This is a genomic window from Pseudomonas sp. yb_5, assembly GCF_043103865.1.
Taxonomy (GTDB): Bacteria; Pseudomonadota; Gammaproteobacteria; order Pseudomonadales; family Pseudomonadaceae; genus Aquipseudomonas; species Aquipseudomonas putida_Y.
The window spans coordinates 1-26,336 of record NZ_JBICKE010000011.1 but is presented as its reverse complement, the minus strand read 5'-3'; the positions used below and the strand labels follow the sequence as shown (position 1 = coordinate 26,336).

Genomic DNA, 26,336 nt, shown 5'->3' with positions numbered 1-26,336 from the left:
CGATGCGCCTGAAGTGCATTCGCCTGGCCGGGTTCAAGTCGTTCGTCGACCCGACCACGGTCAACTTCCCCAGCAACATGGCGGCCGTGGTCGGTCCAAACGGCTGCGGCAAGTCCAATATCATCGACGCGGTGCGTTGGGTGATGGGCGAGAGTTCGGCTAAGAACCTGCGCGGCGAGTCGATGACCGACGTCATCTTCAACGGCTCCAGTGGTCGCAAGCCGGTCAGCCAGGCCAGTATCGAGCTGGTGTTCGACAACAGCGAAACCACCCTGGTCGGCGAGTATGCCGCCTACGCCGAGATTTCGATCCGCCGCAAGGTTACCCGCGACGGGCAGAACAGCTACTACCTCAACGGTACCAAGTGCCGCCGGCGTGACATAACCGATATCTTCCTCGGGACGGGGCTGGGGCCGCGCAGCTACTCGATCATCGAGCAGGGCATGATCTCCAAGCTGATCGAGGCCAAGCCCGAGGAACTGCGCAACTTCATCGAGGAAGCGGCTGGCATTTCCAAATACAAGGAACGCCGCCGTGAAACCGAGAACCGCATCCGCCGCACCCAGGAAAACCTGGCGCGTCTGACCGACCTGCGCGAAGAGCTCGAACGCCAGCTGGAGCGTCTGCATCGCCAGGCCCAGGCCGCCGAGAAGTACCGTGAATACAAGGCTCAGGAGCGCCAGATGAAAGCGCGCCTGTCTGCCTTGCGCTGGCGAGACCTGGACGAACAAGTACGCCAGCGCGAATCGGTGATCGGCGATCAGGGCGTTTCTCACGAGGCGCTGGTGGCCGAGCAGCGCAATGCCGATGCCAGCATCGAACGCCTGCGTGATGGTCATCACGAACTGTCCGAACGTTTCAACCAGGTGCAGGGCCGTTTCTACTCGGTTGCCGGTGACATCGCCCGGGTCGAGCAGAGCATCCAGCACGGCCAGCAGCGCCTGCGGCAGTTGCAGGACGACTTCAAGGAAGCCGAGCGCACACGCCTGGAAACCGAATCGCACCTGGGCCACGACCGTACCTTGCTGGCGACCCTGGGCGAAGAGCTGGCCATGCTCGAACCCGAGCAGGAAATGACCCTGGCGGCTGCCGAGGAAGCCGCTGCCGCGCTTGAAGAGGCCGAACTGGGCATGCACGGCTGGCAGGAGCAGTGGGACAGCTTCAACAGCCGTTCCGCCGAACCGCGCCGCCAGGCCGAAGTGCAGCAGGCGCGCCTGCAGCAACTGGAAACCAGCCTTGAGCGCCAGGCCGAGCGCCAGCGCAAGTTGGTCGAGGAGCGCGAGCAACTGGGCAGCGACCCGCAGGATGCCGCCATGCTCGAACTGGCCGAGCAGCTGGCCAGCAGCGAAATGCTGCTGGAAGAACTGCAGCTCTGCGAAGAGCAGGTGATCGAGCGCCTGGAAAGCGCGCGCGAGCAACTGCAGCAGGCCACCCAGGCGCAACAGCAGGCACAGGGCGATCTGCAGCGCCTTGGTGGGCGCCTGGCCTCGCTTGAAGCCTTGCAGCAGGCCGCCCTGGAGCCGGGCGCAGGTGCTGCGCAATGGCTGCACGGCCAAGGGCTGGAGCAACAGCCGCGGCTGGCCGAAGGCTTGCGGGTGGAGCCGGGTTGGGAGCTGGCGGTAGAGACCGTGCTTGGTGCCGATCTGCAGGCCGTGCTGGTGGACGATTTCAACGACCTCGATTTTGCGGGCCTGGAGCAGGGAGAGCTGCGCTTGCTGCTGGCCGTCGGTGCGCGGGAAACGTTGCCCGGCAGCTTGCTGGAGAAGGTCGAGGGCCGTATCGACCTGGCACCTTGGTTGGGCCAGGTGAGGCCTGTGGAAGACCTTGCCCAGGCGCTGGAACAACGCGGGGCGCTCGGCGAAGGGCAGAGCCTGGTCAGTCGCGATGGCTACTGGGTCGGCCGGCACTTCCTGCGGGTACGCCGGGGTGGCGAGGCCGAAGGCGGCGTGCTGGCGCGTGGCCAGGAAATCGAACGCCTGGGCCAGGAACAACTGGTACAGGAAGCGGCGCTGGAACAGCTCGATCAACAGTTGCAGGCCCTGCGCGAGCAGCAGCTGGACCTGGAGGAGCAGCGCGAACAGTTGCGCCGCCGCACCCAGGATGAAAACCGCCTGCACGGCGAGCTGAAGGCCAGCCTTTCGGCCAGCCGCGCGCGCGCCGAGCAGGTCGAGCTGCGCCGCCGCCGCCTGCAGGAAGAGCTGGGCGAGCTGGAAGAGCAGCGCGCCCTGGAGCATGAGCAACTGGGCGAAGCCCGCCTGCTGCTGCAAGAGGCTCTGGAGCTCATGGCCCAGGACACCGAGCAGCGCGAACAGTTGATGGCCCGCCGCGACACCCTGCGCGAAAGCCTTGACCGGGTGCGTCAGGAGGCCCGTCAGCACAAGGACCACGCTCACCAGTTGGCGGTACGCCTGGGTTCGCTGCGTGCCCAGTACGATTCTACCCGCCAGGCTCTGGAGCGTCTGGAGCTGCAAGCTGCACGCCTGACCGAGCGCCAGGAACAACTGAGCCTGAACCTGGAGGAGGGTGAGGCCCCGCAGGAAGAGCTACGCCTGAAGCTGGAGGAACTGCTGGAGCGGCGCATGAGCGTCGACGAGGAAATGCGCCTGGCTCGCCTGCACATGGACGAAGCCGACCGCGAACTGCGCGATGCCGAAAAGCGCCGCACCCAGGCCGAGCAGCAGGCCCAGTTGCTGCGCGGTCAACTAGAGCAACTGCGCCTGGAGTGCCAGGGCCTGGATGTGCGGCGCAAGACCCTGCAAGAGCAGTTGCTGACCGACGGCTATGACCTGCAAGGCGTGCTCGCCACCCTGGAAGCCGAGGCCAGCGAGCAGGGTACCGAACAGGAACTGGAGCAGCTTGAAGCGCGCATCCAGCGCCTGGGCGCGATCAACCTGGCGGCCATTGAAGAATACGAGCAGCAGTCCGAGCGCAAACGTTACCTGGACGCCCAGGACGCTGACCTGGTCGAAGCGCTGGAGACCCTCGAAAACGTCATCCGCAAGATCGACAAGGAAACCCGCAACCGCTTCAAGGATACCTTTGATCAGATAAATGCCGGATTACAGGCACTTTTCCCAAAAGTTTTCGGTGGTGGCAGCGCTTATCTGGAACTGACGGGCGAAGATCTACTCGATACAGGGGTGACGATCATGGCGCGACCACCGGGCAAGAAGAACAGCACCATCCATTTGCTGTCCGGCGGCGAGAAGGCACTGACCGCTTTGGCGCTGGTGTTTGCCATCTTCAAGTTGAACCCCGCACCGTTCTGCATGCTCGACGAGGTCGATGCGCCGCTGGACGATGCCAACGTCGGGCGCTACGCGCGTCTGGTCAAGGAAATGAGTGAAAGCGTGCAGTTCATCTACATCACGCATAACAAGATTGCGATGGAGATGGCGGATCAATTGATGGGGGTGACCATGCATGAACCGGGTTGTTCACGCCTTGTTGCAGTTGATGTGGAGGCGGCCATGGCCATGGTCGACGCTTGATGCGCGACGATAGGGGCACATTCTGTAGCGAAATGCCCCCGCCATGTGCGACAGACGGTGTAAAGTTGTCTTTGGTCGTGCTAGCTTAATGTCACTCGTTTTTTGCGTGGGTAAAACGCCTGTCAGAACATAGAGTTGGCGCCACGTGTTAAAGGGCTTTGAACCCTTTGTTTTCAAGCATATTTTTATAGAGGCACGGGATTACATGGAAATCGGTCTGCGCGAGTGGCTGATCGTCATCGGCATCATTGTTATTGCCGGGATACTTTTCGACGGCTGGCGCCGCATGCGCGGCGGCAAAGGCAAGTTGAAATTCCGTCTGGATCGCAGTTATTCCAACCTGCCGGACGAAGAGGGTGGCAGTGCCGAGGTGCTCGGCCCGTCGCGAGTGCTCGATACCCACAAGGAGCCTGAGCTGGACGAAAGCGACCTGCCATCGCTCAGCGCGTCTGCGCGTGATCGCGAGCGCGAGCCCAAGCCGGTCAAGGCCAGCAAGCGCGGCAAGCGTGCCAGTGCGGCTGCCGATGTGCAGCAGGGTGACCTGAACCTGAGCGCCGAGCAGCGTGAGCCCGACCTGTTTGCCGACAGCGATGACGACTTTGCCGCCGACAACAACCGTGGCAGCGGCGCAGCGCCTGCCAGCAGCAGCGTCAAGGAGTTGCCACCCGCCGAAGAGGTGCTGGTCATCAGCGTGATCTCCCGCGACGAGGGTGGCTTCAAGGGCCCGGCGCTGCTGCAGAACATCCTGGAAAGCGGCTTGCGCTTCGGCGAAATGGACATCTTCCACCGTCACGAGAGCATGGCCGGTCACGGCGAGGTGCTGTTCTCGATGGCCAACGCAGTCAAGCCTGGCGTGTTCGACCTGGACGACATCGATCACTTCAGCACCCGCGCGGTGAGCTTCTTCCTCGGCTTGCCGGGCCCACGTCATCCGAAACAGGCTTTCGACGTGATGGTTGCCGCGGCGCGCAAGCTGGCCCACGAACTGAACGGTGAGCTCAAGGACGACCAGCGCAGCGTGCTGACCGCCCAGACCATCGAGCACTATCGCCAGCGTATCGTCGAGTTCGAGCGCCGTGCGCTGACCCAGAAGCGCTGACAGATCCAGACGAAAGAGCAGCCTGAGGGCGTGCTGGCCGGTTCGGGTATCGTCGTTGCCTGTGCCGGCCTCTTCGCGGGTAAACCCGCTCCTACAGGTACATCACCGCCCTGGAGGTATGTGATGCCCTTGTAGGAGCGGGTTTACCCGCGAAGAGGCCGGCACAGTCAATAGACACCTGGAACCCCACGCACACCCCAAGCTGCTCTTTTGCTTTGCAAGAGAAGACAAATCCCATGACCGCCGAAACCCGTATCCTCGAACTGCGTGCCGAGCTCGACCAGCACAACTATCGCTACTACGTGCTCGACGAGCCCAGCGTGCCCGATGCCGAATACGACCGCCTGTTCAACGAGCTCAAGGCGCTGGAAGCCGAACACCCTCACCTGGTAACCCCTGACTCGCCCACCCAGCGTGTAGGTGGAGCTGCCCTGGCGGCGTTCAGCCAGGTGCGCCACGAAGTGCCCATGCTCAGCCTGGGCAACGCCTTCGAAGAAGCCGACCTGCGTGAGTTCGGCCGTCGCGTGGTAGAAGGCCTCGATCAGCCTGGCGCGGTCGACTACAGTTGCGAACCCAAGCTCGATGGCCTGGCCGTGAGCCTGCTGTACCGCGACGGGCAGTTGGTGCAGGGCGCCACCCGTGGCGACGGCACCACTGGCGAAGACATCAGCGCCAACGTACGCACCGTGCGCAACATCCCGCTCAAGTTGCAGGGTAAGGGCTGGCCGGCAGTGCTGGAGGTGCGCGGCGAGGTGTACATGAGCAAGGCCGGTTTCGACCGGCTCAATGCCGCTCAGGCCGAGGCCGGTGGCAAGACCTTCGCCAACCCGCGCAACGCTGCCGCTGGCAGCCTGCGCCAGCTGGATTCGAAAATTACCGCCAGCCGCCCGCTGGAGTTCTGCTGCTATGGCGTCGGCCAGGTGTCCGAGAGTATCGGCGACAGCCACATCGGCATCCTCGAGCAACTCAAAGTCTGGGGCCTGCCGATCAGCCGCGAGCTCAAGCATGCGGCCGGCATCGAAGAATGCCTGGCCTACTACCGCGACATTGGCGAGCGCCGTAACAGCCTGCCGTATGAGATCGACGGTGTAGTGTTCAAGGTCAACAGCCTGGCCGCCCAGCGCGAGCTGGGCTTCCGCGCCCGTGAGCCACGTTGGGCGATTGCCCACAAGTTCCCGGCCATGGAAGAGCTGACCGAGGTGCTGGACGTCGAGTTTCAGGTTGGCCGTACGGGGGCGGTAACGCCTGTGGCGCGCCTGCGGCCGGTCAAGGTGGCCGGTGTGACCGTGTCCAACGCCACCCTGCACAACATGGACGAAATCGCCCGCCTTGGCCTGCGCATTGGCGATACGGTGATCATTCGCCGGGCCGGCGACGTGATCCCGCAGGTGATGCAGGTGGTGCTGGAGCGTCGTCCGCAAGACGCCCGCCCGGTAGACGTACCAAGCGAGTGCCCGGTGTGTGGTTCGCAGGTCGAGCGTACCCAGCTGGTAAAGCGCAGCAAAGGCAAGGCAACCACCAGCGAAGGCGCAGTGTACCGCTGTGTTGGTCGCCTGGCCTGTGGCGCCCAGCTCAAGCAGGCGATCATTCACTATGTATCGCGCCGTGCCATGGACATCGACGGCCTGGGCGAGAAGAGCGTCGAGCAGTTGGTGGATGAAGGCCTGATCGGCTCACCGGCTGACCTGTACAAGCTGCAGTTCGAGCAGATCGTCGGCCTTGAAGGCTTCGCCGAGGTGTCCAGCAAGAAGTTGCTCGATGCCATTGAAGCCAGCAAGCGCCCGAGCCTGGCGCGCTTCATCTACGCCCTGGGCATTCCTGATGTAGGCGAAGAGACCGCCAAGGTGCTGGCCCGCTCGCTGGGTAGCCTGGCCCGCGTGCAGCAGGCGCTGCCGCAGGTGCTCACCTACCTGCCGGACATCGGCCTGGAGGTTGCCTACGAGATCCACAACTTCTTTGAAGACGAGCACAACCAGAAGGTTATCCAGCAACTGCTCGACAGCGGTATGCAGTTGCAGGACGAAGGCGAGCTGGCTGCCGAGTTCGCTGCCAGCACCACCTTGGCCGGGATGATCGCCAAGCTCGACATCGCCTCCGTCGGCCCGACCGGTGCCGAAAAGTTGGTGGCCAAGCTCGACAGCCTGGACAAGATCATCGCCGCCGACGGCATTGACCTGCGCCAGGCCCTGGCGGCCAAGCAGGCTGACGCGGTGCGCGAGTTCTTCAAGGACGAAGCGAACCAGAAGCTGGCGCGGGACATCGAGGCACAGCTGCTGGCGTTCGGCATGCACTGGGGCTGTGAGAAGAAGGTAGCCGAAGGCTTGCCGCTGGCCGGGCAGACTTGGGTCTTGACCGGGACGCTAGAGCGTATGAGCCGGGACATTGCCAAGGACAAATTGGAAAGCCTGGGGGCCAAGGTAGCCGGTTCCGTTTCTGGCAAGACCCACTGCGTGGTGGCAGGGCCTGGGGCAGGCTCCAAACTGGCCAAGGCTGCTGAGCTGGGTGTGAAGGTGCTGGACGAAGATGCCTTCGTTACCTTCCTGGCTGAGCAGGGCATAGCGGTCTAGGCATCCGCGGCCCCTGTGGGAGCGAGCGTGCCCGCGAACACCGGCGTAGCCGGTGCCATCCATCGCGGCGCCTGCTTCGCGGGCAAGCCCGCTCCCACAGGGACGGTGCTGATTGCGACATTCAAGCGGTGCCTGTGGGGAGGGTTTACCCGCGAGAGGCCCGTCCATGCCGTCTCGACTCTGACAAGTCATTGAGAAATGATGACTTTTTCTCGCCCCGGAGGTTGTATCTGCTCGCAAGACCGGTACAATGGCGCCACTCGCTGCTCAGCGAGGCATGTAGTGGTGGCCCCATCGGTCCCCCCGCATTGATTACCCGTTAACCTGGTCAGGCCCGGAAGGGAGCAGCCATAGCGGGAACATCGAGTGCCGGGGTGTGGCTGGTGGGGCCGCCTCCATTTTCGGGGTCGGAAAACCTCAATCTATAACGAACGCTTTCGTTCTTTCCTGCTTTTCGCCCAGTGCTCCCGCCGCCGACAGCTTCATCAGCCGCTGAAATTTCGGGCATGCCAGATGATCTTTCTCAGGGCATTGCGCTGCATGGCGCAACCCCTTGCTCATGGCCTGCAAGCGCCTGATCCGCGCGTCAAGCTCGTCTGCCTTGGTATTCAGCTTCTGCCGGTCGACCTGCAGGTCCACCAGCATCGCCCCCACTTCATCCAGCGAAAACCCTGCAGCCTGCCCCAGGGCGATCAGCGCCAGCCTGTCCGCCACATCGGCTGCAAACTGTCGTCGCTGGCCGCGCCCTGCCAGGGACTTGAGCAAGCCTTTCTTCTCGTAGTAGCGGAGTGTCGATGCAGGTACGCCTGTGCGTTTGGCGACGTCGGCAATGTCCATTTCGGGCCCTTGACTTGAAGTTGACTTCAACTTTTATGCTGCGCGGCATGGGTAATGACCGTCAACTTTCGAGGGCTTGTTCAATGACGTTTACTTCAATGTTTTTAGCTGCGTTGCCGATTGGCATCGGCGCCACTGTAGTGATGGACCTGTGGGGCCTGCTGCTGAGGCGGTTGGGTGTGGCAACGCTGAACTTTGCCATGGTCGGGCGTTGGGCGGGGCACTTGCTAGGCGGGCGTGTTTCGCACCAAGCGATTGCCAAAGCGGAACCGGTGCGAAACGAGTTGGCGTGGGGATGGGTGATTCACTACGCCACCGGCGTGCTTTTCGCGATGCTGCTGCTTGTGATCGTAGGGGAGGACTGGTTGCGATCGCCTACTCTTTTACCTGCAGTAGTTGTGGGTGTGGGTACAGTCGTGGCGCCGCTGTGCTTCATGCAGCCGGCGATGGGGGCAGGGTTCTTTGCGTCCAGAACGCCGACACCTGCGCGGAACTGTTTGAAGAGCCTGGCCACGCATTTTGTGTTTGGTGTGGGGTTGTTCTTGAGTGCGTATTTACGGGCTTTGGTGTGAAGACAGGGATCCCGATTACAGTAAGCACATGATCAGAGTGCCCACTTTTAAGATAGGTCTGATAACAGTCTAGGAAAGCCCCTACGCGTCAGGCAGGCATAGCGAATTATCCTACGTGTTCCGTCGACTCCCGTCTGATTGTCCCGGTCAACCTCGCCCACTAGGCTTTCGCGGTCGCTGTCAGTTCAGCGATCGGGTGTGGAAGCCTGGGTGGCACATGGGACAGTTGTCATTTATGGCGGCTGTGCGCGGGAGGTATTCATACCTGCCGGGTCTACCGTGTGCCTGGTCTTCCACCCCGCGTACAGTTGCCACCCTAATGCGTGGAAGCAGAAGGGGACAACACAGCCAACACGGAGCTGTCATGAAAAAACTGGTCCCCGATCCGCCCCACGTCTTCGATCTTCCCCAAGGCAAATCCCTTTCCCGCGCGATCAGCGAAGGCATCGTCCCGATGGAGTTCGCGTTGATGAATGTGTCCCACTACCTGATGTTCGCCTACAGCGATAGCCGGCGGGCGCTTGAGCGTATTCAGGACGTAGAAACCAGGCAGTTGTTGGAGCATGGGTTGCGGGCCATGCAGATTGCCTGGGGGCAGGCGGATGCTGTCAGCGTGGCGTTTGAACGTAAAGGCCGGTGACGTTGAGTTTGTGATAGAGATTGTGAGTGTGCCGCACAACGCTGTGGGAGCGGGCGTGCCCGCGAAGAATATAGCGCGGTGGATGGCACGGGCTTCGCCCGTGTTCGCGGGCAAGCCCGCTCCCACAGGGATGGACTGCCCCCAAGAAGTTGGACACCAATCCAACCCTTGGGAGCAGTCCAGGGATAGCGCCAGCTTTTAGAAATTGAGCAAGACAGTTGCTCCCACAGTGTTTGCGCAAGCGTTCGCGAAATGAGCAGGGCCGTTAGTTGCGCTGGCTGTGTGCCGGCATTTTGCTGGGTATTTCGGGCCGGGCCACAGACATACTGTCCGGGTCGCCCGTCCCTCCATACCGCTGCAAAATCCGCTCGATCTCCCCCGACTGCTTCATTCTTACCAACGCCCGCAACAGCCCTTGTGTCGGTATCGCCGGATCGTTGCGCACCATGCACCCCAAATCCTGTTCGTCCAGCACCGCCAGTGTTTGCAGCTGCTGCTCCGCTGGCAATCCCTGGTTGAACCACTGCAACGACAACTGGTTGCTCACCGCATGGCGGTACCGGCCTGCCTGCAGCTTTTGCAGCACCAGCAACTGGCTGCGGCTGTCCTCACGGTGCAGTTGGTCGTTGTCCAGCAGTGGTTGCAGGGTTGAATAGGTGTAGCCCAGCACCGTGCCGATCGCCTGGGGTGGCAGTCGCTCCGGGGGTGTCGGGGTGCTGTCGCCAGCGCGGCCAACCAGCACGTCGCGCTGATGAATCAGCGGGATACTCCACACAAAATCCCTTGGACGGTCGTTGAGCCATTGGGTACTCACGTAGCAACGGACATCTATGTCGCCGCTGCTCATCGCCTCCTCCAGACGCAGGCGGGCCATGACGTGAAACTCGGGGCGAACGCCCACCTCCCTGGCAACGGCTTGCATCAGGTCGTGAAGCAATCCCTCCACTGGCTGATCGTCTTCGATGCGCACCAGCGGCATGCTCCAGCTCTCGGCTACGGAAAAGCGTAGCACCGGCTGGTCAGCCAGGCTGTGGGTAGACCACAGCAGTAACAGGGCCAGCAAACTTCGCAAAGGCAATCCTCCCTGGACAATGCGTCATTCCAAGCTTAGACGACTCGCGCAGGGTGCAATTTTGCCCCCGCTCCGCTAGCATTAGCGATCTTCCGCTCGATCAGGCTACGATGGTTTTTCGATGAGTTATCAGGTTCTTGCACGAAAATGGCGTCCGCGCTCGTTCCGCGAAATGGTCGGCCAGACCCATGTGCTCAAGGCCTTGATCAATGCCTTGGACAACCAGCGCCTGCACCATGCCTACCTGTTCACCGGTACCCGAGGCGTGGGCAAGACGACCATCGCCCGTATCATCGCCAAGTGCCTGAACTGCGAAACCGGCATCACCTCCACGCCCTGTGGCACCTGTTCGGTGTGCCGTGAAATCGACGAAGGCCGCTTCGTCGACCTGATCGAGATCGACGCCGCCAGCCGCACCAAGGTCGAGGACACCCGCGAACTGCTCGATAACGTGCAGTACGCCCCCAGCCGTGGGCGCTTCAAGGTCTACCTGATCGACGAAGTGCACATGCTCTCGACCCACTCGTTCAACGCCTTGCTCAAGACGCTGGAAGAGCCGCCGCCCTACGTCAAGTTCATCCTCGCCACCACCGACCCGCAGAAGCTGCCGGCCACCATCCTGTCGCGCTGCCTGCAGTTCTCGTTGAAGAACATGAGCCCGGAGCGGGTGGTGGAGCACCTCAGCCATGTACTGGCCGCCGAGAACGTGCCGTTCGAGGAAGATGCCCTGTGGCTGCTGGGTCGTGCGGCCGATGGCTCCATGCGTGATGCCATGAGCCTGACCGATCAGGCCATTGCTTTTGGTGAAGGCAAGGTACTGGCCGCCGATGTGCGTGCCATGTTGGGTAGCCTCGACCATGGCCAGGTGTATGGTGTCTTGCAGGCACTGCTCGAAGGCGATGCCAGGGCTTTGCTGGAGGCCGTGCGTAACCTGGCCGAGCAAGGGCCGGACTGGTCGGGTGTTCTGGCCGAAATGCTCAATGTGCTGCACCGTGTAGCCATTGCCCAGGCGCTGCCCGACGCGGTAGACAACGGCCAGGGTGATCGCGAGCGGGTGTTGGCACTGGCTTCGGCGCTGCCGGCCGAGGATGTGCAGTTCTATTATCAGATGGGCCTGATTGGCCGCCGTGACCTGCCCCTTGCGCCGGACCCGCGCGGCGGCTTCGAGATGGTGCTGCTGCGCATGCTGGCGTTCCGCCCGGCCGACACGGACGACGCGCCGAAGCCGGTGCTAAAGCCAGTGGGGATCAGCCAGGCCACAGCTGATCCTGCAGCGCAGGTGGCAGCCCCGGCGTCGGTCGCGCTTTCATCGCCTGTCGCCGCCGTGCCGGCGGAGCCGGTAGCGCAAGTGCCGCAGCTGGAGGTGCCTGCCCCCGCGACGGCTGACCATGAGCCGGAGGCCGAGCCAGACGTTGAGCTGAAGGCCGAAGCCGAGGCCATCTCCGTACCTGAGCCTGTCGCCGAAGTGGTCGACCTGCCGTGGGAAGAACCTGCAGTTGCACCTGCGCCGTCAGCGGCTGAACCTGCGCCTGCCCCGGCTCCTGCGCCCGAGCCTGTTGCCCCGGTGGCGCCCGCACAGGCTACCCCAGCGCACGACGAGCCGCCCTTCGACCCGTCCGCCTACGCTGCCGTGGGGATGGACCGCGACGATGAGCCACCGCTGGACGAAGACTATTACGGCGGCGAAATCGATCCGGCAGGTTTCAGCTACCTGGACGAGTTGGCCGAACATGTTCAGGAAGACGTCTCCAAACCGGCTGCCGAACCGTTGCTGGCAGCCAAACCGGCCACCGGCCTGGCCCTGCAATGGCTGGAATTATTCCCACAGTTGCCTGTGTCCGGGATGACAGGCAACATCGCGGCAAACTGTACGCTGATTGCCGCCGAGGGCGACGACTGGTTGCTGCATCTGGACCCGGGCCAGGGGGCGCTGTTCAACGCCACCCAGCAGCGGCGCCTGAACGAAGCGCTCAACCAGCACCTGGGGCGCACGCTGAACCTGCGCATCGAGCTGATCCTGCCAGAGCAGGAAACCCCGGCTCAGGCGGCGGCACGCAAGCGAGCCGAGCGCCAGCAGGACGCCGTCGCGTCGATCGAGCAGGATCCGTTGATCCAGCAGATGATCAAGTTGTTCGGCGCCAAGGTGCGGCAGGATACTATTGAGCCTGTAGAAGCCCTGGCCAGTCAGGGCCAGTAACGGATAACCATGCGGCCGGCCCGGTGCCGGGCCGCATCACATGACCCAATCGAGGTATACCCCATGATGAAAGGTGGCATGGCCGGCCTGATGAAGCAGGCCCAGCAGATGCAGGAAAAAATGCAGAAGATGCAGGAAGAACTGGCCAACGCCGAAGTCACTGGCCAGTCCGGTGGCGGCCTGGTGAGCGTGGTGATGACCGGTCGTCACGACGTCAAGCGCGTCAGCATCGACCAGAGCCTGATGTCGACTGATGAAGACGACAAGGAAGTACTGGAAGACCTTATTGCCGCTGCGCTGAACGACGCAGTGCGCAAGGTTGAGCAAAGCAGCCAGGAAAAGATGGGCGGCATGACCGCCGGCATGCAGCTGCCGCCGGGCTTCAAGATGCCGTTCTAAGGCATTGAGGTACTCAAAAACGCCGCTGATATCAGCGGCGTTTTTTTGCGTAGATTTCACCCAACTGCGGTCTGCTTTTTTATGTCGGGTGCAACTGTTGTGCTCGAACTTTGAAATTTTGCACGATCACTGTGGGAGCGGGCATGCCCGCGAACACGGGCGAAGCCCGTGCCATCCACTGTGCAGCCTGCTTCGCGGGCATGCCCGCTCCCACAGTGATCACACTAGCTTTCCAGTTTTGTGCAAGGCAGTTGCTCTCATAAAACTGCAGGCCGCGTAGACTTGGGGTGACCTGATTTGACGCCACCGCCCCCGCTGGGTATAAACCGCCTCTTATTGAATTGTCAGGCCTTTCCCATGAGCTTCAGCCCCCTCATCCGCCAACTGATCGATGGCCTGCGCATCTTGCCAGGCGTTGGCCAGAAAACCGCCCAGCGCATGGCCCTGCAACTGCTCGAGCGCGACCGCAGTGGCGGGCTGCGCCTGGCTCAGGCCTTGACCCAGGCCATGGAAGGGGTAGGGCATTGCCGCCAGTGTCGCACCCTCACCGAGCAGGAGCTGTGCCCGCAGTGCGCCGACCCGCGCCGTGACGACACACAGCTGTGCGTGGTCGAGGGGCCGACCGATGTGTATGCGGTGGAGCAGACTGGCTACCGTGGCCGTTACTTCGTGCTCAAGGGGCACCTGTCGCCGCTGGATGGCCTGGGGCCTGAGGCGATCGGTATTCCGCAGCTGATGGCGCGGATCGAAGAGCAGGGCACTTTTACCGAGGTGATCCTGGCGACCAACCCGACGGTGGAGGGGGAGGCGACGGCGCATTACATTGCCCAGTTGCTGAGCGAGAAGGGCTTGGTGGCGTCTCGCATTGCCCATGGTGTGCCGCTGGGCGGTGAGCTGGAGATGGTGGACGGCGGTACCTTGGCCCATGCCTTTGCAGGGCGCCGGCCCATTTCGCTCTGATTCATTGGGGCCGCTTGGCGGCCCATTCACGGGTAAACCCGCGCCTACAAAAAATGCGCGGCCTTTGTAGGAGCGGGTTTACCCGTGAATGGGCTGCAAAGCAGCCCCAAAAGCCCACTCAGTACTCGCTGAGGGAAAACTCGGTCAGGCAGAAGGTAGGCACCCCGGCCGCCTGCAACCGACGCGAGCCGTCCAGTTCCGGCAGGTCGATGATCGCCGCCGCCTCGAACACCTGCGCCCCGGTACGACGTACCAGGTTGGCCGCCGCCAGCAGCGTGCCGCCAGTAGCAATCAGGTCATCGAAGATCAACACCGAATCGCCTTCACACAGACTGTCGGCATGCACTTCCAGGAAGGCCTCGCCGTACTCGGTCTGGTAACCCTCGCTCAGCACGTCAGCCGGCAGCTTGCCCTGCTTGCGGAACAGGATCAGCGGCTTGTTCAACTGGTGGGCAATGATCGAGCCGATCAGGAAGCCCCGCGCGTCCATGGCGCCGATGTGGCTGAATTCCGCCTCGACATAGCGCTCGATGAACTGGTCGGCCACATAGCGCAGCCCGCGTGGCGACTGGAATAACGGGGTAATGTCGCGGAAGATCACACCCGGTTTGGGGAAGTCCACTACCGGGCGGATCAGGGCTTTGAGGTCGAAGGCGTCGCTGTGCATTGTTGCGGGTATCCTGGGAAAACGAATGCCCAAGTATACCCGCTAAACGTGGCCTCAGGCCTCGATTGCACCACCGGCCAGCGCGCACAGCTGGATCGGGTCGAGGATGTGCACTTCCTTGCCCTCGGCGCGCAGCAGGCCGTTCTGCTGGAAGCGGGTGAACACCCGCGACACGGTTTCTACCGCCAGGCCAAGGTAGTTGCCGATTTCGTTGCGCGACATGCTCAGGCGGAACTGATTGGCCGAATAGCCGCGGGCGCGGAAGCGCGCCGACAGGTTGACCAGGAAGGTGGCAATGCGCTCGTCGGCGGTCTTTTTCGACAGCAGCAGCATCATTTGCTGGTCGTCGCGGATTTCGCGGCTCATTACCCGCATCAGCTGGCGGCGTAGCTGTGGCAGTTGCACCGACAGCTCGTCCAGCCGCTCGAAGGGGATTTCACACACCGAAGTGGTTTCCTGAGCCTGGGCCGATACCGGGTAGGCCTCGGTATCCATGCCCGACAGGCCGACCAGCTCGCTGGGCAGGTGAAAGCCCGTGATCTGCTCTTCGCCGCTGTCGCTGAGGCTGAAGGTTTTCAGGGCCCCGGACCGTACTGCGTAGACCGAGCCAAAACTGTCACCCTGGCGGAACAGAAACTCGCCTTTCTTGAGCGGCCGCCCGCGTTTGACGATTTCATCCAGTGCGTCCATGTCTTCCAGGTTCAGCGAAAGAGGCAGGCACAGGGGGGCCAGGCTGCAATCCTTGCAATGGGCCTGGTTGTGTGGGCGCAGTTTGACTGGCTCGGACATTTGAATCGATCCTTGTGGGAAAGCACACATAAGTCGTAAGGGTAACTCACGACACAGGGTGTAGGCCAGTGTGCGCGATGATGGTGCGCGCTGGCGAAACCCCGGCAGGCGGCCTGCCGGGAGTCCATGTGTGCTCATAGTGTGCCTGACAAGGAAGCTTGTCCATGCGGTTGAACGCCTTGTTTTTCAGATCACTCGCGAGAAGCGCTGGCGGTTGTGCATCGTCAGGTAGGCGTCGAACACCATGCATACCGAGCGCGCCAGCAGCCGGCCGGCGGGCAGGATGCGAATGCCCTTGTCGTCCAGGCTGATCAGGCCGTCGCGCTGCAAGGTCAGCAGCTCGGGCCAGAGGTCGTTGAAGTAACCGCGAAAATCCAGGGTGAAAGCCTGTTCGATGGGTTCGAAATCCAGCTCGAAATGGCAGATCAGTTGCTGGATCACCGCCCGGCGTATGCGATCGTCGTGGTTGCACAGCAAGCCGCGCTGGGTGGCCAGTTGGGCGTTGGACAGGCTGTCCTGATAGGTGCTGAGGTCACTGCTGTTCTGGCAGTACAGGTCGCCGATCTGGCTGATCGCCGACACGCCCAGGCCAATCAGGTCGCAATGCCCGTGGGTGGTGTAGCCCTGGAAGTTGCGCTGCAAGGTGCCTTCTTCCTGGGCAATGGCCAGTTCGTCGTCGGGCAGGGCGAAATGGTCCATGCCGATGTAGCGGTAACCGGCGGCGGTCAGTTGGTCGATGGTGGCGTGCAGCATCTCCAGCTTGGCGGCGGCGCTGGGCAGGTCGTTGCTGTCGATGCGCCGTTGCGGCATGAAGCGCTCTGGAAGATGGGCATAGTTGAACACCGACAGGCGGTCGGGCTGCAGGCGGATCACCTCTTCGACGGTGCGGGCGAAGCCTTCCGGGGTTTGCTTGGGCAGGCCGTAGATCAGGTCGAGGTTGACCGAGCGAAACTGTAGCGTGCGGGCAGCCTCGATCAGGGTGCGGGTCTGCTCCAGGCTCTGCAGGCGGTTGATCGCCCGCTGCACGGCCGGGTCGAGGTCCTGCACGCCCAGGCTGACGCGGTTGAAGCCCAGTTCGCGAAGCAGGCCCATGGTCGACCAGTCGGCTTCGCGGGGGTCGATCTCGATGCCGTAGTCGCCGGAATCGTCGTCCAGCAGGTGGAAGTGCTGGCGCAGGGTGGCCATCAGCTGGCGCAGTTCCACATGGCTGAGGAAGGTTGGTGTGCCGCCGCCAAAATGCAGCTGTTCCACACGTTGTTTAGGGTCCAGGTGGCAGGCGATCAACTGGATTTCCTGCTCCAGGCGCTGCAGGTAGGGCGCGGCGCGCGCGCGGTCCTTGGTGATGACCTTGTTGCAGGCGCAGTAGTAGCAGATGTTGGCGCAGAACGGCACATGCACGTACAGCGACAGCGGGCGCACGGCCCGTCGGCTCTCGCGCAGGGCGTTGAGCAGGTCGAACGAACCCACCTCGCTGTGCAGTTGCACGGCGGTTGGGTAAGAGGTGTAGCGTGGCCCGGCGAGATCGTAGCGGCGGATCAGGTCGGTATCCCAACGTAGTTCGTCGAGCATGAGGGTAGTCCCCGGAAAGAGCAGCAGTGCACCGGAGTCTATGGCCGTCTGTAGGAAACTGTGTTGATTTGTATCAAGGGCATTGGGGCTGCCTTGCAGCCCCCGTCAATGCCCCATCAGCCAGTGCTGGTGTGGGCCTGGCAGGGTCCAGACACCGAATAGCATCACCAGCACACCACCCGCCACGCGCACACTGCGTCGCCGCAACAGGGCGTTTACCCGTTCGGCAGCCAGCCCGGTTGCCAGCAACACCGGCCAGGTGCCCACCCCGAACGCCAGCATCAACGCTGCGCTGTAGCCGGCATTGCCCTGGCTGGCCGCCCACAGCAGGGTGCTGTACACCAGCCCGCACGGCAACCAGCCCCATAGGGCGCCCAGCAGCAATGCCCGGGGCAGGCTGGACACCGGCAGCAAGCGCGACGTCAGCGGCTGGATATGCCGCCACAACCCGCGGCCAAGCGCCTCGATGCGGGTCAGCCCGCTCCACCAGCCGGCCAGGTACAGGCCCATGGCAATCAGCAGCAGCGCCGCAGCCACCCGCAGCGCCAGCGCTGCCGGGCTGCTGGCCACGGCCCAGCCTGCCAGGCCCAGCAGCAGGCCGGCGCAGGCATAACTGAGAACGCGCCCGAGGTTGTAGGCCAGCAGCAGGCGCAGGCGCCTGCCACGTTGTTCGGGCGGTATTGCCAGGGTCAGGGCCCCCATCAGGCCGCCACACATGCCCAGGCAGTGGCCGCCACCCAGCAGGCCAAGGACCAGCGCCGAGCCAAGGGGAAGCAGGTCAGGCACGTGGAGGTGGTTCCTTGTCGGTGTCGGTTGGGGCGTCGTCGGGCTTCACGGCCGCCTGGTGGCGCGGGTCCTGATCGTCGAACAGGATGCTGTGGGCGGGGCCTTCAAGGTCGTCGTACTGGCCGCTGTCTACCGCCCAGAAGAAGATGTACACGGCCACGCCGACCAGCAGCAGGGCTGCCGGAATCATGACATAGAGGGCGGGCATGGCGACTTCCTCCCGGATAAAGGGGCTTCGTGGGGCAGCGGGCCCAAGGCCACTGGCATACGGGTCAGGCGCAGGGCATTGAGCACCACGATCAGCGAGCTGACCGACATGCCGATGGCGGCCCACACCGGCGTGATCCAGCCGAGCGCGGCAAACGGCAACATCAGGCCATTATACAGGGTCGCCCACAGCAGGTTCTCGAGGATGTTGCGCCGCGTTCGACGGGCCAGGTCGAAGGCCTGCACCAGCGCTTGCAGGCGGTTGGACAGCAGTACGGCATCGGCGCTGGTCTTGGCAAGGTCGGTGGCGCTACCCATGGCGATGCTGATGTCGGCAGCGGCCAGCACCGGCACATCGTTGACACCGTCGCCAAGCATCAGCACCTTGCGCCCCTGTGCCTGCAGGGCTTTCAGCCGGTCAAGCTTGTCGTCTGGCCGCAGGCCGCCAATGGCCTGGTCGATGCCCAGTTGTGCGGCCACTTCGGCAACCATCGGCGAGCTGTCGCCCGACAGCAGCAGCGTGCGCCAGCCACGTGCCTTGCAGGCAGCGAGCAGGGCAGGGGCATCGTCGCGCAGACGGTCGTCCAGGCCAAACCAGGCCAATGGCCCCTGGCGGTCGCCCAGCAGCAGCCATTGGCCGCGAGGCTCCGGCACGGCGGGGATCTGCGCGCCGCTCAAGGCGCAGACGAAGGTGGCCTGACCAATGCGCAGGCGCTGCCCGTCCACCAGCCCTTCCAGGCCCAGGCCAGGTACGGTCTGCACATCATCGGCAGGCGTGGCGGTACGGCCGAAGGCGCGGGCGATGGGGTGTTCGGAGCGGTTTTCCAACGCGGCGGCAAGAGCCAGGCAGCGGTCGGCTGCCTGGTTGCCGAGCGGGCGAATGCTGCGCAAGGTCAGGCGGCCCTCGGTCAGTGTGCCGGTCTTGTCGAAGATTACCGTGTCGATCTGGTTCAGGCCTTCCAGCACATGGCCGCGGGTCACCAGCAGGCCGAGCTTGTGCAAGGTGCCGGTGGCGGCCGTAAGCGCAGTTGGCGTGGCCAGCGACAGCGCACAGGGGCAGGTCGCCACCAGCATCGCCAGCACGATCCAGAACGCCCGCGTCGGGTCCAGGTGCCACCACCACAGGCCGATGGCAACGGCGGCCAGCAGCGAAAACAGCAGGAACCACTGCGAGGCACGGTCGGCAATTTCCGCCAGGCGCGGTTTTTCGGTCTGTGCACGCTCCAGCAGGCGGACGATGGCCGACAACCGTGAATCGTGACCGAGGGCTTCGACTTCCACGTTCAGGGTGCTTTCGACATTCAACGTGCCGCCGGTGACCCGCTCGCCCACCTGGCGGGGTTGTGGCAGGTATTCGCCGGTCAGCAGTGATTCGTCGACGCTGGAGCGGCCTTCTACTATACGCCCGTCGGCCGGGATTACCGCGCCTGGCAGCACTTGCACGGTGTCACCGCAGCGCAGTTCGCCAAGGAGGATGCGCTCGCTGCGGCCGATGGCGTCCAGGCGCAGGCATGAGGCCGGCAGCAGGTTGACCAGCTGGGCAGTGGCCGCAGCCGTGCGTTCTCGGGCTCGGCGTTCCAGGTAGCGGCCGGTGAGGAGAAACAGGGCAAACATGCCCACGGTGTCGAAATACAGCTCGCCGCTGCCGGTGATGGCCGTCCAGATGCCAGCGCCGAAGGCCAGGCCAATGGCCAGCGACACTGAAACGTCCATGGTCAGGTGGCGGGTGCGCAGGTCGCGTGCCGCGCCTTTGAAGAACGGCGCGCAGCTGTAGAACACGATGGGGATGGTGAGGAACAGTGCCACCCAGCGCAGAATGGTGTGCAGTTCGGGCGACAGGTCGATGTTGAACTCCGGCCAGGTGGCCATGGTTGCCATCATCGCCTGGAACCACAGCAGCCCGGCCACGCCCAGGCGGCGCAAGGCGCTACGGTTCTCCCGGGCCAGCTGTTCGGTAGCCTGGTCGGGCTGATAGGGATGGGCGGCGTAGCCGATCTGTCGTAGCTCGGTGAGCAGGCGCGACAGCGGTAGCTGGTTGTCGTCCCAGTTCAGCAGCAGGCGGTGATTGGACAGATTCAGGCGCGCTTCGGCGACACCGGGCAGGTTGCGCAAGTGCTTTTCGATCAGCCAGCCGCAGGCGGCGCAACTGATGCCCTCGACAAGCAAGGTGGTTTCGGCCAGCTCGCCCTGGTGGCGGACGAAGGTTTGTTGCACGTCGCTGCGGTCGTAGAGGGCCAGTTCGTCCTGCAGTTGCTTGGGCAGGGCTTCGGGGTTGGCGCTGTTGTCGCTACGGTGCTGGTAGTAATGTTCCAGGCCTCCAGCGACGATCGACTCGGCCACCGCCTGACAGCCTGGGCAGCAGAACTGCCGGGGCTGGCCGAGGACCACGGCGGTGAAGCGGCTGCCGGTGGGGACGGGCAGGGCGCAGTGGTAGCAGGGGGTGGGTTGGGTCATAGGGCAGACACTGCTCAGGCAGATAGGAAACCCTGTGGGAGCGGGCGCGCCCGCGAATGCGTCAGACCTGGAAATACCTTTGCCTGAGCTATCGCATTCGCGGGCGTGCCCGCTCCCACAGGGATTTGCGGTATTGCTACTGTTGGTGTTCGGCGCCTTGCAGTGCCTCATCACCCAACTGCAAGGTCACACCATGCGCCACTTTTTCCTCTTCGAACAAGCGCCACACCTGGCCCCCTTCGCTACCCAGCAGTTCGACAAAGCGGCGCCCGTCGACCTTGTCTTCCAACTGCCCCACATAGCGCCCTGCTTCGACCCGGCTCAGTAGCACCTTGCGGTCCTTCTCTGGCTGGGTTGGCGAAATCAGGTTCAGCTCCAGGCTTTGCGGGTCGCTGTTACCGGTCAGGCGCAGGTCTGCTTCGCCGGTCAGTTCGTCCAGATGCACGCTGGCTTTCAGGCCCAGCTGCTGCGCCAGCAGCTCGCGGTCCAGCGAGCGGTTGATGCCCTTGCCGGCCTCGTAGTAGTTGTCGTTCACCAGGTTGTCCGGGTTGTGCACAGCGATGCTGACCATGGTCAGGCTCAGGCACACCGAGGTGGTAAGGATGCCGATGATGATCCAGGGCCAGAGGTGTTTGTACCAGGGGCTGGCGGCGGTGGCGGCAGGCATTGTGCGTTATCTCTCTTAGCGGATCTGTGGGCCGATGAAACGGCTCTTGGCTTCAACCTGGGCGTCACTGTCGTCGGCGCTCTTGAGGATGAAGGTGATTTCGTTGGTGGTCGATGGCAGTTTCTCGGGGGCGACCGACAGCTGCACGGGAAGGCTGACGATATCACCGGCTGCCACGCGGATTTCGCGTTGGCCTTCGAGCTTGAGGTCCGGCAGGCCGGCGGCGTCCAGCACGTAGACGTGATCGCGCTGGTCCTTGTTCATCACCTTCAGGCTATACACGTTCTCGATCCGCCCCTGTGCGTTTTCGCGGTACAGCACGCGGTCTTTGCTGACGTCGAAGCCGACCAGCGAACGGGTAGCGAAGGCCGTCGCCAGCCCGACCATCATCACCAGCAGTACCACGGCATAGCCGATCAGGCGCGGGCGCAGCATGTGGGTCTTCTGCCCGGACAGGTTGTGTTCGGTGGTGTAGCTGATCAGCCCTTTGGGGTAGTTCATCTTGTCCATGATGCTGTCGCAGGCATCGATACAGGCGGCGCAGCCGATGCACTCGATCTGCAGGCCGTCACGGATATCGATGCCGGTAGGGCAGACCTGCACGCACATGGTGCAGTCGATGCAGTCACCCAAGCCTTGGGCCTTGTAGTCAGCGTCTTTTTTTCGTGGCCCGCGGGTTTCGCCGCGGCGTGGGTCGTAGGACACGATCAGCGTGTCCTTGTCGAACATCACGCTCTGGAAGCGTGCATAGGGGCACATGTACACGCACACCTGTTCGCGCAGCCAGCCGGCGTTGCCGTAAGTGGCGAGGGTGAAGAAACCGACCCAGAAGTAGGCCCAGCCATCGGCCTGGCCCGTGAAGAATTCGATCACCAGTTCACGGATCGGCGAGAAGTAGCCGACAAAGGTCATGCCGGTGACAAAGCCGATCAGCAGCCACAGGCTGTGCTTGGCGAATTTGCGCAGGAACTTGTTGCCGCTCATGGGGGCTTTGTCGAGCTTCATGCGCTGGTTGCGGTCACCCTCGGTGACCTTTTCGCACCACATGAAAATCCAGGTCCACACGCTTTGCGGGCAGGTGTAGCCGCACCACACCCGGCCGGCGAACACCGTGATGAAGAACAGGCCGAAGGCGGCGACGATGAGAATGCCCGAGAGCAGGATGAAGTCTTGCGGCCAGATGGTGGCGCCGAAGATGTAGAACTTGCGCTCGGGCAGGTTCCACCACACGGCCTGGTGACCGCCCCAGTTCAGCCACACGGTGCCGAAGTACAGCAGGAACAGTGCGGCACCACCGACCATGCGCAGGCGACGGAACAGGCCGGTGAAGGCGCGAGTGTAGATTTTTTCGCGGGAGGCATAGAGGTCGACGGAATCCTTCCCTTTGTTGGCGGGCGGGGTTACATCATGTACCGGAATTTGCTTGCTCATCATCAAGTCCCACGGCAGTGGAGAAACGCCGCGGCCAGTGCGTGCGGGCCGCAGTCTCGCGCAATCTGCTAGCGCTCTGCGGACCATGATACGCCGCTGATGGCAGTATGGGTTCGCACTGCGACCTTTAGTCGCGTTGGGTTCGTGGTATGAAACGTGTTATGGCGGGTGTCAATTGATCCAGGTCACTTGCCTGCGAGAAATGCTGTGCCAGTACCGGCCTCTTCGCGGGTAAACCTGCTCCTACAAGGATCCTGTGTAGGAGCGGGTTTACCCGCGAAGAGGCCAGGCCTGCCTTACTCAGCCTTGGCCGGTTCAGCCTGGTGCGACAGGCTGTAAACATAAGCCGCCAGCAAGTGCACCTTGTCGTTGCCCTGCAGCTGCTCCTGGGCCGGCATCTGCCCCTGGCGACCATAACGAATGGTCTGCTGCAATTGGGCAAAGCTCGAACCGTAGATGAACGCCTGCGGGTGGGTCAGGTTCGGTGCACCCATGGCGGGCGTACCTTTGCCTTCCGGGCCGTGGCAGGCCACGCAGTTGGCAGCAAAGATCTTCTGCCCGTTCTCGACATCGGCTTTCGCGCCCTCAGGCAGTGTGCGGCCATCGAGTTTGCTGACCACGAATGCAGCCACATCGGCCACTCCCTGGTCACCGATCACTTCGGCCCAGGCCGGCATCACGCCATGGCGACCACCCATGATGCTGGTCTTGATGGTTTCCGGCTCGCCACCCCAGCGCCAGTCATTGTCGGTGAGGTTGGGGAAGCCGAAGGCGCCCTTGGCGTCGGAACCGTGGCACACCGAGCAGTTGGAGGCGAACAGCCGCGCGCCCATTTTCAATGCCTGTGGGTCCTTGGCCACCTCCTCGATGGGCATGGCTGCGAACTTGGCGAAAGTCGGCCCGAAGCGGGCGTCGGCCTTGGCCATTTCCTTTTCCCACTCGTGCACGCCGGTCCAGCCCGGCTGGCCGTTGGAAAACTCGGTCCGCTTGTCGTTATCCAGGTATGAATAGCCCGGCAGGACGCCTTTCCAGTTGCCCAGGCCCGGGTACAGCACCAGATAGCCGAGGGCGAAGATGATGGTGCCGACGAACAGCCAGAACCACCATTGCGGCAGCGGGTTGTCGTATTCCTCGATGCCATCGAAGGCATGCCCGACGGTTTCGTCGGTAACCTCTTCGCGCTGGCCCTTGCGGGTCGACAGCAGCAGCCAGGTCAACGAGAAGATGGTGCCCAGGGTCAGGACGGTAACGTACAGACTCCAGAAGGTTGTCATTGTTGTTTGCTCCCAGAAGCTTTTGCTTGCTCGACGTGCCGAGTGGCCTCGGGGTCATCCGCGAAGGGCAGTTGGGTCGCTTCGTCGAAGTCCTTTTTACGCCGTGGGTTGAATACCCACAGTGCCAGGCCCACGAAGGCCACCATCACCACGACGGTGCCCAGGCCGCGAATCATCCCGATATCCATCAGCGTCACCGTTTGCTCTTGATGATGGTGCCAAGACCCTGCAGGTACGCGACGATGGCGTCCATTTCGGTCTTGCCCTTGACCGCGTCACGTGCGCCGGCAATGTCCGCGTCGGTGTACGGGGTGCCGAGTGTGCGCAGCACTTCCATCTTCTTCGCGGTGTCTTTGCCGTCGAGCTTGTTCTCGACCAGCCACGGGTAGGACGGCATCTTCGATTCCGGTACCACGTTGCGCGGGTTGTACAGGTGCGCACGGTGCCAGTCATCGGAGTAGCGGCCACCGACGCGGGCCAGGTCCGGCCCGGTGCGCTTGGAACCCCACAGGAACGGATGGTCCCACACGCTCTCACCGGCTACCGAGTAATGGCCGTAACGCTCGGTTTCGGCACGGAACGGGCGGATCATCTGCGAGTGGCAGCCCACGCAGCCTTCGCGGATGTAGATATCACGGCCTTCCAGCTCCAGCGCGGTGCGCGGCTTCATGCCCTCGACCGGCTTGTTGGTGACGTCCTGGAAAAACAGCGGGACGATCTGGGTCAGGCCACCGACGCTCACGGCGATGACCATGAAGAAGGCCAGCAGGCCTATGTTCTTCTCGACGGCTTCATGCTTCATCAGTGCGCTCCCACAACGACGATCTTGGCGGCCTCTTCAGCCTGTGCCGGGTTGGCGGCACGTACGGTACGGAACACGTTGTAGGCCATCAGCAGCATGCCGCTGGCGAAGAACGCACCGCCCAGGGCGCGGACGATGTAGCCGGGGTGGCTGGCCTGCAGGGCTTCCACGAAGGAGTAGGTGAGGGTGCCGTCATCGTTGATGGCGCGCCACATCAGGCCCTGGGTGATGCCGTTGACCCACATCGAGGCGATATACAGCACGGTGCCGATGGTGGCCAGCCAGAAGTGCGCATTGATCAGGCCGATGCTGTGCATCTGCTCGCGGCCGTAGAGTTTCGGGATCATGTGGTACACGGCGCCGATCGAAATCATTGCCACCCAGCCGAGGGCGCCGGCGTGGACGTGGCCGATGGTCCAGTCGGTGTAGTGCGACAGTGAGTTCACGGTTTTGATGGCCATCATCGGGCCTTCGAAGGTGGACATGCCGTAGAACGCCAGCGACACCACCAGGAAGCGCAGGATCGGGTCGGTGCGCAGTTTGTGCCAGGCGCCCGACAGGGTCATCATGCCGTTGATCATGCCGCCCCAGCTTGGCGCCAGCAGGATGATCGACATTACCATGCCCAGCGACTGCGCCCAGTCAGGCAGGGCGGTGTAGTGCAGGTGATGCGGGCCGGCCCAGATGTACAGGGTGATCAGTGCCCAGAAGTGCACGATCGACAAGCGATACGAGTAGATCGGTCGCTCGGCCTGCTTGGGCACGAAGTAATACATCATCCCCAGGAAACCGGTGGTGAGGAAGAAGCCCACGGCGTTGTGGCCGTACCACCACTGGATCATCGCGTCGGTGGCGCCGGAGTAGGCCGAGTACGACTTGAACAGGCTCACCGGCAGCGAGATGTGGTTGACGATGTGCAACATCGCAGTCACCACGATGAAGGCGCCGTAGAACCAGTTGCCGACATAGATGTGCTTGGTCTTGCGCTTGACGATGGTGCCGAAGAACACCAGGCCGTAGGTAACCCAGACGATGGCCAGCAGGATCGCCAGCGGCCACTCGAGCTCGGCGTATTCCTTGGTGGTGGTGTAGCCCATCGGCAGGGTGATCAGCGCGCCGACGATCACGGCTTGCCAACCCCAGAAGGTGAAGGCGGCCATGCTGTCGGAGATCAGCCGGGTCTGGCAGGTGCGCTGCACCACGTAGTAGCTGGTGCCGAACAGCGCACAGCCCCCGAAGGCGAAGATCACCAGGTTGGTGTGCAGCGGGCGCAGGCGGCCGAAGCTGGTCCAGGGAAGGTCCAGGTTCAGCTGCGGCCACACCAGCTGCGAGGCGATGAAGACGCCGAGGCCCATGCCAAGGATCCCCCAGACCACCGTCATGATGGCGAACTGGCGGACGACCTTATAGTTATAAGCAGTCGGACTGATTGCTGTGCTCATTCTAAGGTTCCACGGTTTTGATGTTCTTGTTGGTCGAAAAATCGGCGCCAGTATTGATAACCGGCAAGGTTACCGCAACGCAACTTTGGTACGCCGACCCGTGTCCAGACCCGTTCACCGATGTCCCGCAGGGATCGGGTCTGGGCGATTGTACACAAATAAATATTTGTAATGTGTACCGTTTTTCACCTTTTTCTGATCGATCGGTCAGGCTTTTTCTGGGGCGGCGACAGGCCATGCGCCGCGTCTGCTCCGGTCCTTTCGGAGCGAAGCCCACTGAGGCAACAAGCTTAGTTGTGTTCGGTGGGGGTGCAAGGGAAGGGGACTGAGGCTGGTAGTGGGGCGGGGGAGTGCAAGGCTTGAGGGTTATGTGGGGCGGGGGGTGTAAGGTTTGGGGGGTGATGGGGCGGGGGT

22 protein-coding genes and 1 other RNA gene are annotated in these 26,336 nt (G+C 62.9%); 9 read left to right on the top strand and 14 right to left on the bottom strand.

Annotation, left to right across the window (positions count from 1 at the left end; genetic code table 11):
- Positions 1 to 2 precede the first annotated feature (2 nt).
- The 4 genes from smc to ffs all read left to right on the top strand — a co-directional run bounded on the left by smc (position 3) and on the right by ffs (position 7,546).
- Positions 3 to 3,491, top strand: coding sequence for a chromosome segregation protein SMC (smc, locus tag ACF8GF_RS01190; RefSeq protein WP_392487752.1), 3,489 nt, complete (start codon positions 3 to 5; stop codon positions 3,489 to 3,491).
- A 205-nt stretch (positions 3,492 to 3,696) separates the two neighbouring features.
- A complete protein-coding gene (gene zipA, locus ACF8GF_RS01185; RefSeq protein WP_176685160.1) occupies positions 3,697 to 4,590 on the top strand; it encodes a cell division protein ZipA in 894 nt (297 codons plus the stop codon).
- A gap of 236 nt (positions 4,591 to 4,826) precedes the next feature.
- Positions 4,827 to 7,157: an NAD-dependent DNA ligase LigA gene (ligA, locus tag ACF8GF_RS01180; RefSeq protein WP_339535783.1), complete on the top strand. Its 2,331-nt coding sequence runs from the start codon at positions 4,827 to 4,829 to the stop codon at positions 7,155 to 7,157.
- Between the two features lie 292 nt (positions 7,158 to 7,449).
- Positions 7,450 to 7,546, top strand: an RNA gene (gene ffs, locus ACF8GF_RS01175) — signal recognition particle sRNA small type.
- A gap of 28 nt (positions 7,547 to 7,574) precedes the next feature.
- On the opposite strand, the gene ACF8GF_RS01170 is transcribed toward ffs, so the two are convergent.
- Entirely contained in the window at positions 7,575 to 7,994 is a 420-nt protein-coding gene (locus ACF8GF_RS01170) for a helix-turn-helix domain-containing protein (protein ID WP_176685170.1), read from the bottom strand.
- 83 nt (positions 7,995 to 8,077) lie between these two features.
- Between ACF8GF_RS01170 and ACF8GF_RS01165 the strand changes: the two genes are divergently transcribed.
- Together ACF8GF_RS01165 and ACF8GF_RS01160 are read left to right on the top strand one after the other, a co-directional pair.
- The gene (locus ACF8GF_RS01165; protein WP_392487751.1) at positions 8,078 to 8,566 is read left to right on the top strand and encodes a DUF2938 domain-containing protein; all 489 of its coding nucleotides are present in this window, start codon (positions 8,078 to 8,080) and stop codon (positions 8,564 to 8,566) included.
- Between the two features lie 364 nt (positions 8,567 to 8,930).
- Positions 8,931 to 9,206 carry a hypothetical protein gene (locus ACF8GF_RS01160; protein ID WP_176685172.1) on the top strand — a complete coding sequence of 92 codons (276 nt, stop codon included), beginning with the start codon at positions 8,931 to 8,933 and terminating at the stop codon, positions 9,204 to 9,206.
- Positions 9,207 to 9,471: 265 nt separating this feature from the next.
- On the opposite strand, the gene ACF8GF_RS01155 is transcribed toward ACF8GF_RS01160, so the two are convergent.
- Positions 9,472 to 10,278: a substrate-binding periplasmic protein gene (locus ACF8GF_RS01155; protein WP_392487750.1), complete on the bottom strand. Its 807-nt coding sequence runs from the start codon at positions 10,276 to 10,278 to the stop codon at positions 9,472 to 9,474.
- A 121-nt stretch (positions 10,279 to 10,399) separates the two neighbouring features.
- Here ACF8GF_RS01155 and dnaX point away from each other — a divergent pair, with 121 nt between their 5' ends.
- The 3 genes from dnaX (at position 10,400) to recR (ending at position 13,834) form a co-directional block, all read left to right on the top strand.
- Positions 10,400 to 12,475: a DNA polymerase III subunit gamma/tau gene (dnaX, locus tag ACF8GF_RS01150; RefSeq protein WP_392487749.1), complete on the top strand. Its 2,076-nt coding sequence runs from the start codon at positions 10,400 to 10,402 to the stop codon at positions 12,473 to 12,475.
- A 63-nt stretch (positions 12,476 to 12,538) separates the two neighbouring features.
- Entirely contained in the window at positions 12,539 to 12,874 is a 336-nt protein-coding gene (locus ACF8GF_RS01145; protein ID WP_003254305.1) for a YbaB/EbfC family nucleoid-associated protein, read from the top strand.
- Positions 12,875 to 13,231: 357 nt separating this feature from the next.
- Positions 13,232 to 13,834 carry a recombination mediator RecR gene (gene recR, locus ACF8GF_RS01140; RefSeq protein ID WP_003254304.1) on the top strand — a complete coding sequence of 201 codons (603 nt, stop codon included), beginning with the start codon at positions 13,232 to 13,234 and terminating at the stop codon, positions 13,832 to 13,834.
- A gap of 118 nt (positions 13,835 to 13,952) precedes the next feature.
- Here the strand turns inward: recR and ACF8GF_RS01135 are convergent, their stop codons facing one another.
- The 12 genes from ACF8GF_RS01135 to ccoN form a co-directional block, all read right to left on the bottom strand.
- Positions 13,953 to 14,501: an adenine phosphoribosyltransferase gene (locus ACF8GF_RS01135; protein WP_009683910.1), complete on the bottom strand. Its 549-nt coding sequence runs from the start codon at positions 14,499 to 14,501 to the stop codon at positions 13,953 to 13,955.
- A gap of 54 nt (positions 14,502 to 14,555) precedes the next feature.
- Complete coding sequence (gene fnrA / locus ACF8GF_RS01130) at positions 14,556 to 15,290, bottom strand: Crp/Fnr family transcriptional regulator FnrA (RefSeq protein ID WP_003254301.1); 735 nt, start codon at positions 15,288 to 15,290, stop codon at positions 14,556 to 14,558.
- 186 nt (positions 15,291 to 15,476) lie between these two features.
- Positions 15,477 to 16,859: an oxygen-independent coproporphyrinogen III oxidase gene (gene hemN, locus ACF8GF_RS01125; protein ID WP_176685175.1), complete on the bottom strand. Its 1,383-nt coding sequence runs from the start codon at positions 16,857 to 16,859 to the stop codon at positions 15,477 to 15,479.
- A gap of 105 nt (positions 16,860 to 16,964) precedes the next feature.
- On the bottom strand, positions 16,965 to 17,645 hold the full coding sequence (locus ACF8GF_RS01120) for a sulfite exporter TauE/SafE family protein (RefSeq protein ID WP_176685176.1): 681 nt from the start codon (positions 17,643 to 17,645) through the stop codon (positions 16,965 to 16,967).
- The gene (gene ccoS, locus ACF8GF_RS01115) at positions 17,638 to 17,853 is read right to left on the bottom strand and encodes a cbb3-type cytochrome oxidase assembly protein CcoS (RefSeq protein WP_176685177.1); all 216 of its coding nucleotides are present in this window, start codon (positions 17,851 to 17,853) and stop codon (positions 17,638 to 17,640) included. The genes ACF8GF_RS01120 and ccoS overlap by 8 nt, the downstream gene beginning before the upstream one ends.
- A complete protein-coding gene (locus ACF8GF_RS01110) occupies positions 17,832 to 20,306 on the bottom strand; it encodes a heavy metal translocating P-type ATPase (protein ID WP_392461874.1) in 2,475 nt (824 codons plus the stop codon). The genes ccoS and ACF8GF_RS01110 overlap by 22 nt, the downstream gene beginning before the upstream one ends.
- A gap of 136 nt (positions 20,307 to 20,442) precedes the next feature.
- Positions 20,443 to 20,973: a FixH family protein gene (locus ACF8GF_RS01105; protein WP_176685179.1), complete on the bottom strand. Its 531-nt coding sequence runs from the start codon at positions 20,971 to 20,973 to the stop codon at positions 20,443 to 20,445.
- Positions 20,974 to 20,988: 15 nt separating this feature from the next.
- Complete coding sequence (ccoG, locus tag ACF8GF_RS01100) at positions 20,989 to 22,404, bottom strand: cytochrome c oxidase accessory protein CcoG (protein ID WP_176685180.1); 1,416 nt, start codon at positions 22,402 to 22,404, stop codon at positions 20,989 to 20,991.
- 296 nt (positions 22,405 to 22,700) lie between these two features.
- A complete protein-coding gene (ccoP, locus tag ACF8GF_RS01095; RefSeq protein ID WP_392487748.1) occupies positions 22,701 to 23,678 on the bottom strand; it encodes a cytochrome-c oxidase, cbb3-type subunit III in 978 nt (325 codons plus the stop codon).
- Positions 23,675 to 23,866 (bottom strand): CcoQ/FixQ family Cbb3-type cytochrome c oxidase assembly chaperone, encoded by a 192-nt coding sequence (locus ACF8GF_RS01090; RefSeq protein ID WP_003254287.1) that lies wholly within the window; start codon positions 23,864 to 23,866, stop codon positions 23,675 to 23,677. Before ACF8GF_RS01090 ends, ccoP begins: the two co-directional genes overlap by 4 nt.
- Positions 23,867 to 23,871: 5 nt before the next feature.
- Positions 23,872 to 24,480 (bottom strand): cytochrome-c oxidase, cbb3-type subunit II, encoded by a 609-nt coding sequence (gene ccoO, locus ACF8GF_RS01085; RefSeq protein ID WP_003254286.1) that lies wholly within the window; start codon positions 24,478 to 24,480, stop codon positions 23,872 to 23,874.
- The gene (ccoN, locus tag ACF8GF_RS01080; RefSeq protein ID WP_003254284.1) at positions 24,480 to 25,922 is read right to left on the bottom strand and encodes a cytochrome-c oxidase, cbb3-type subunit I; all 1,443 of its coding nucleotides are present in this window, start codon (positions 25,920 to 25,922) and stop codon (positions 24,480 to 24,482) included. Before ccoN ends, ccoO begins: the two co-directional genes overlap by 1 nt.
- Positions 25,923 to 26,336 lie beyond the last annotated feature (414 nt).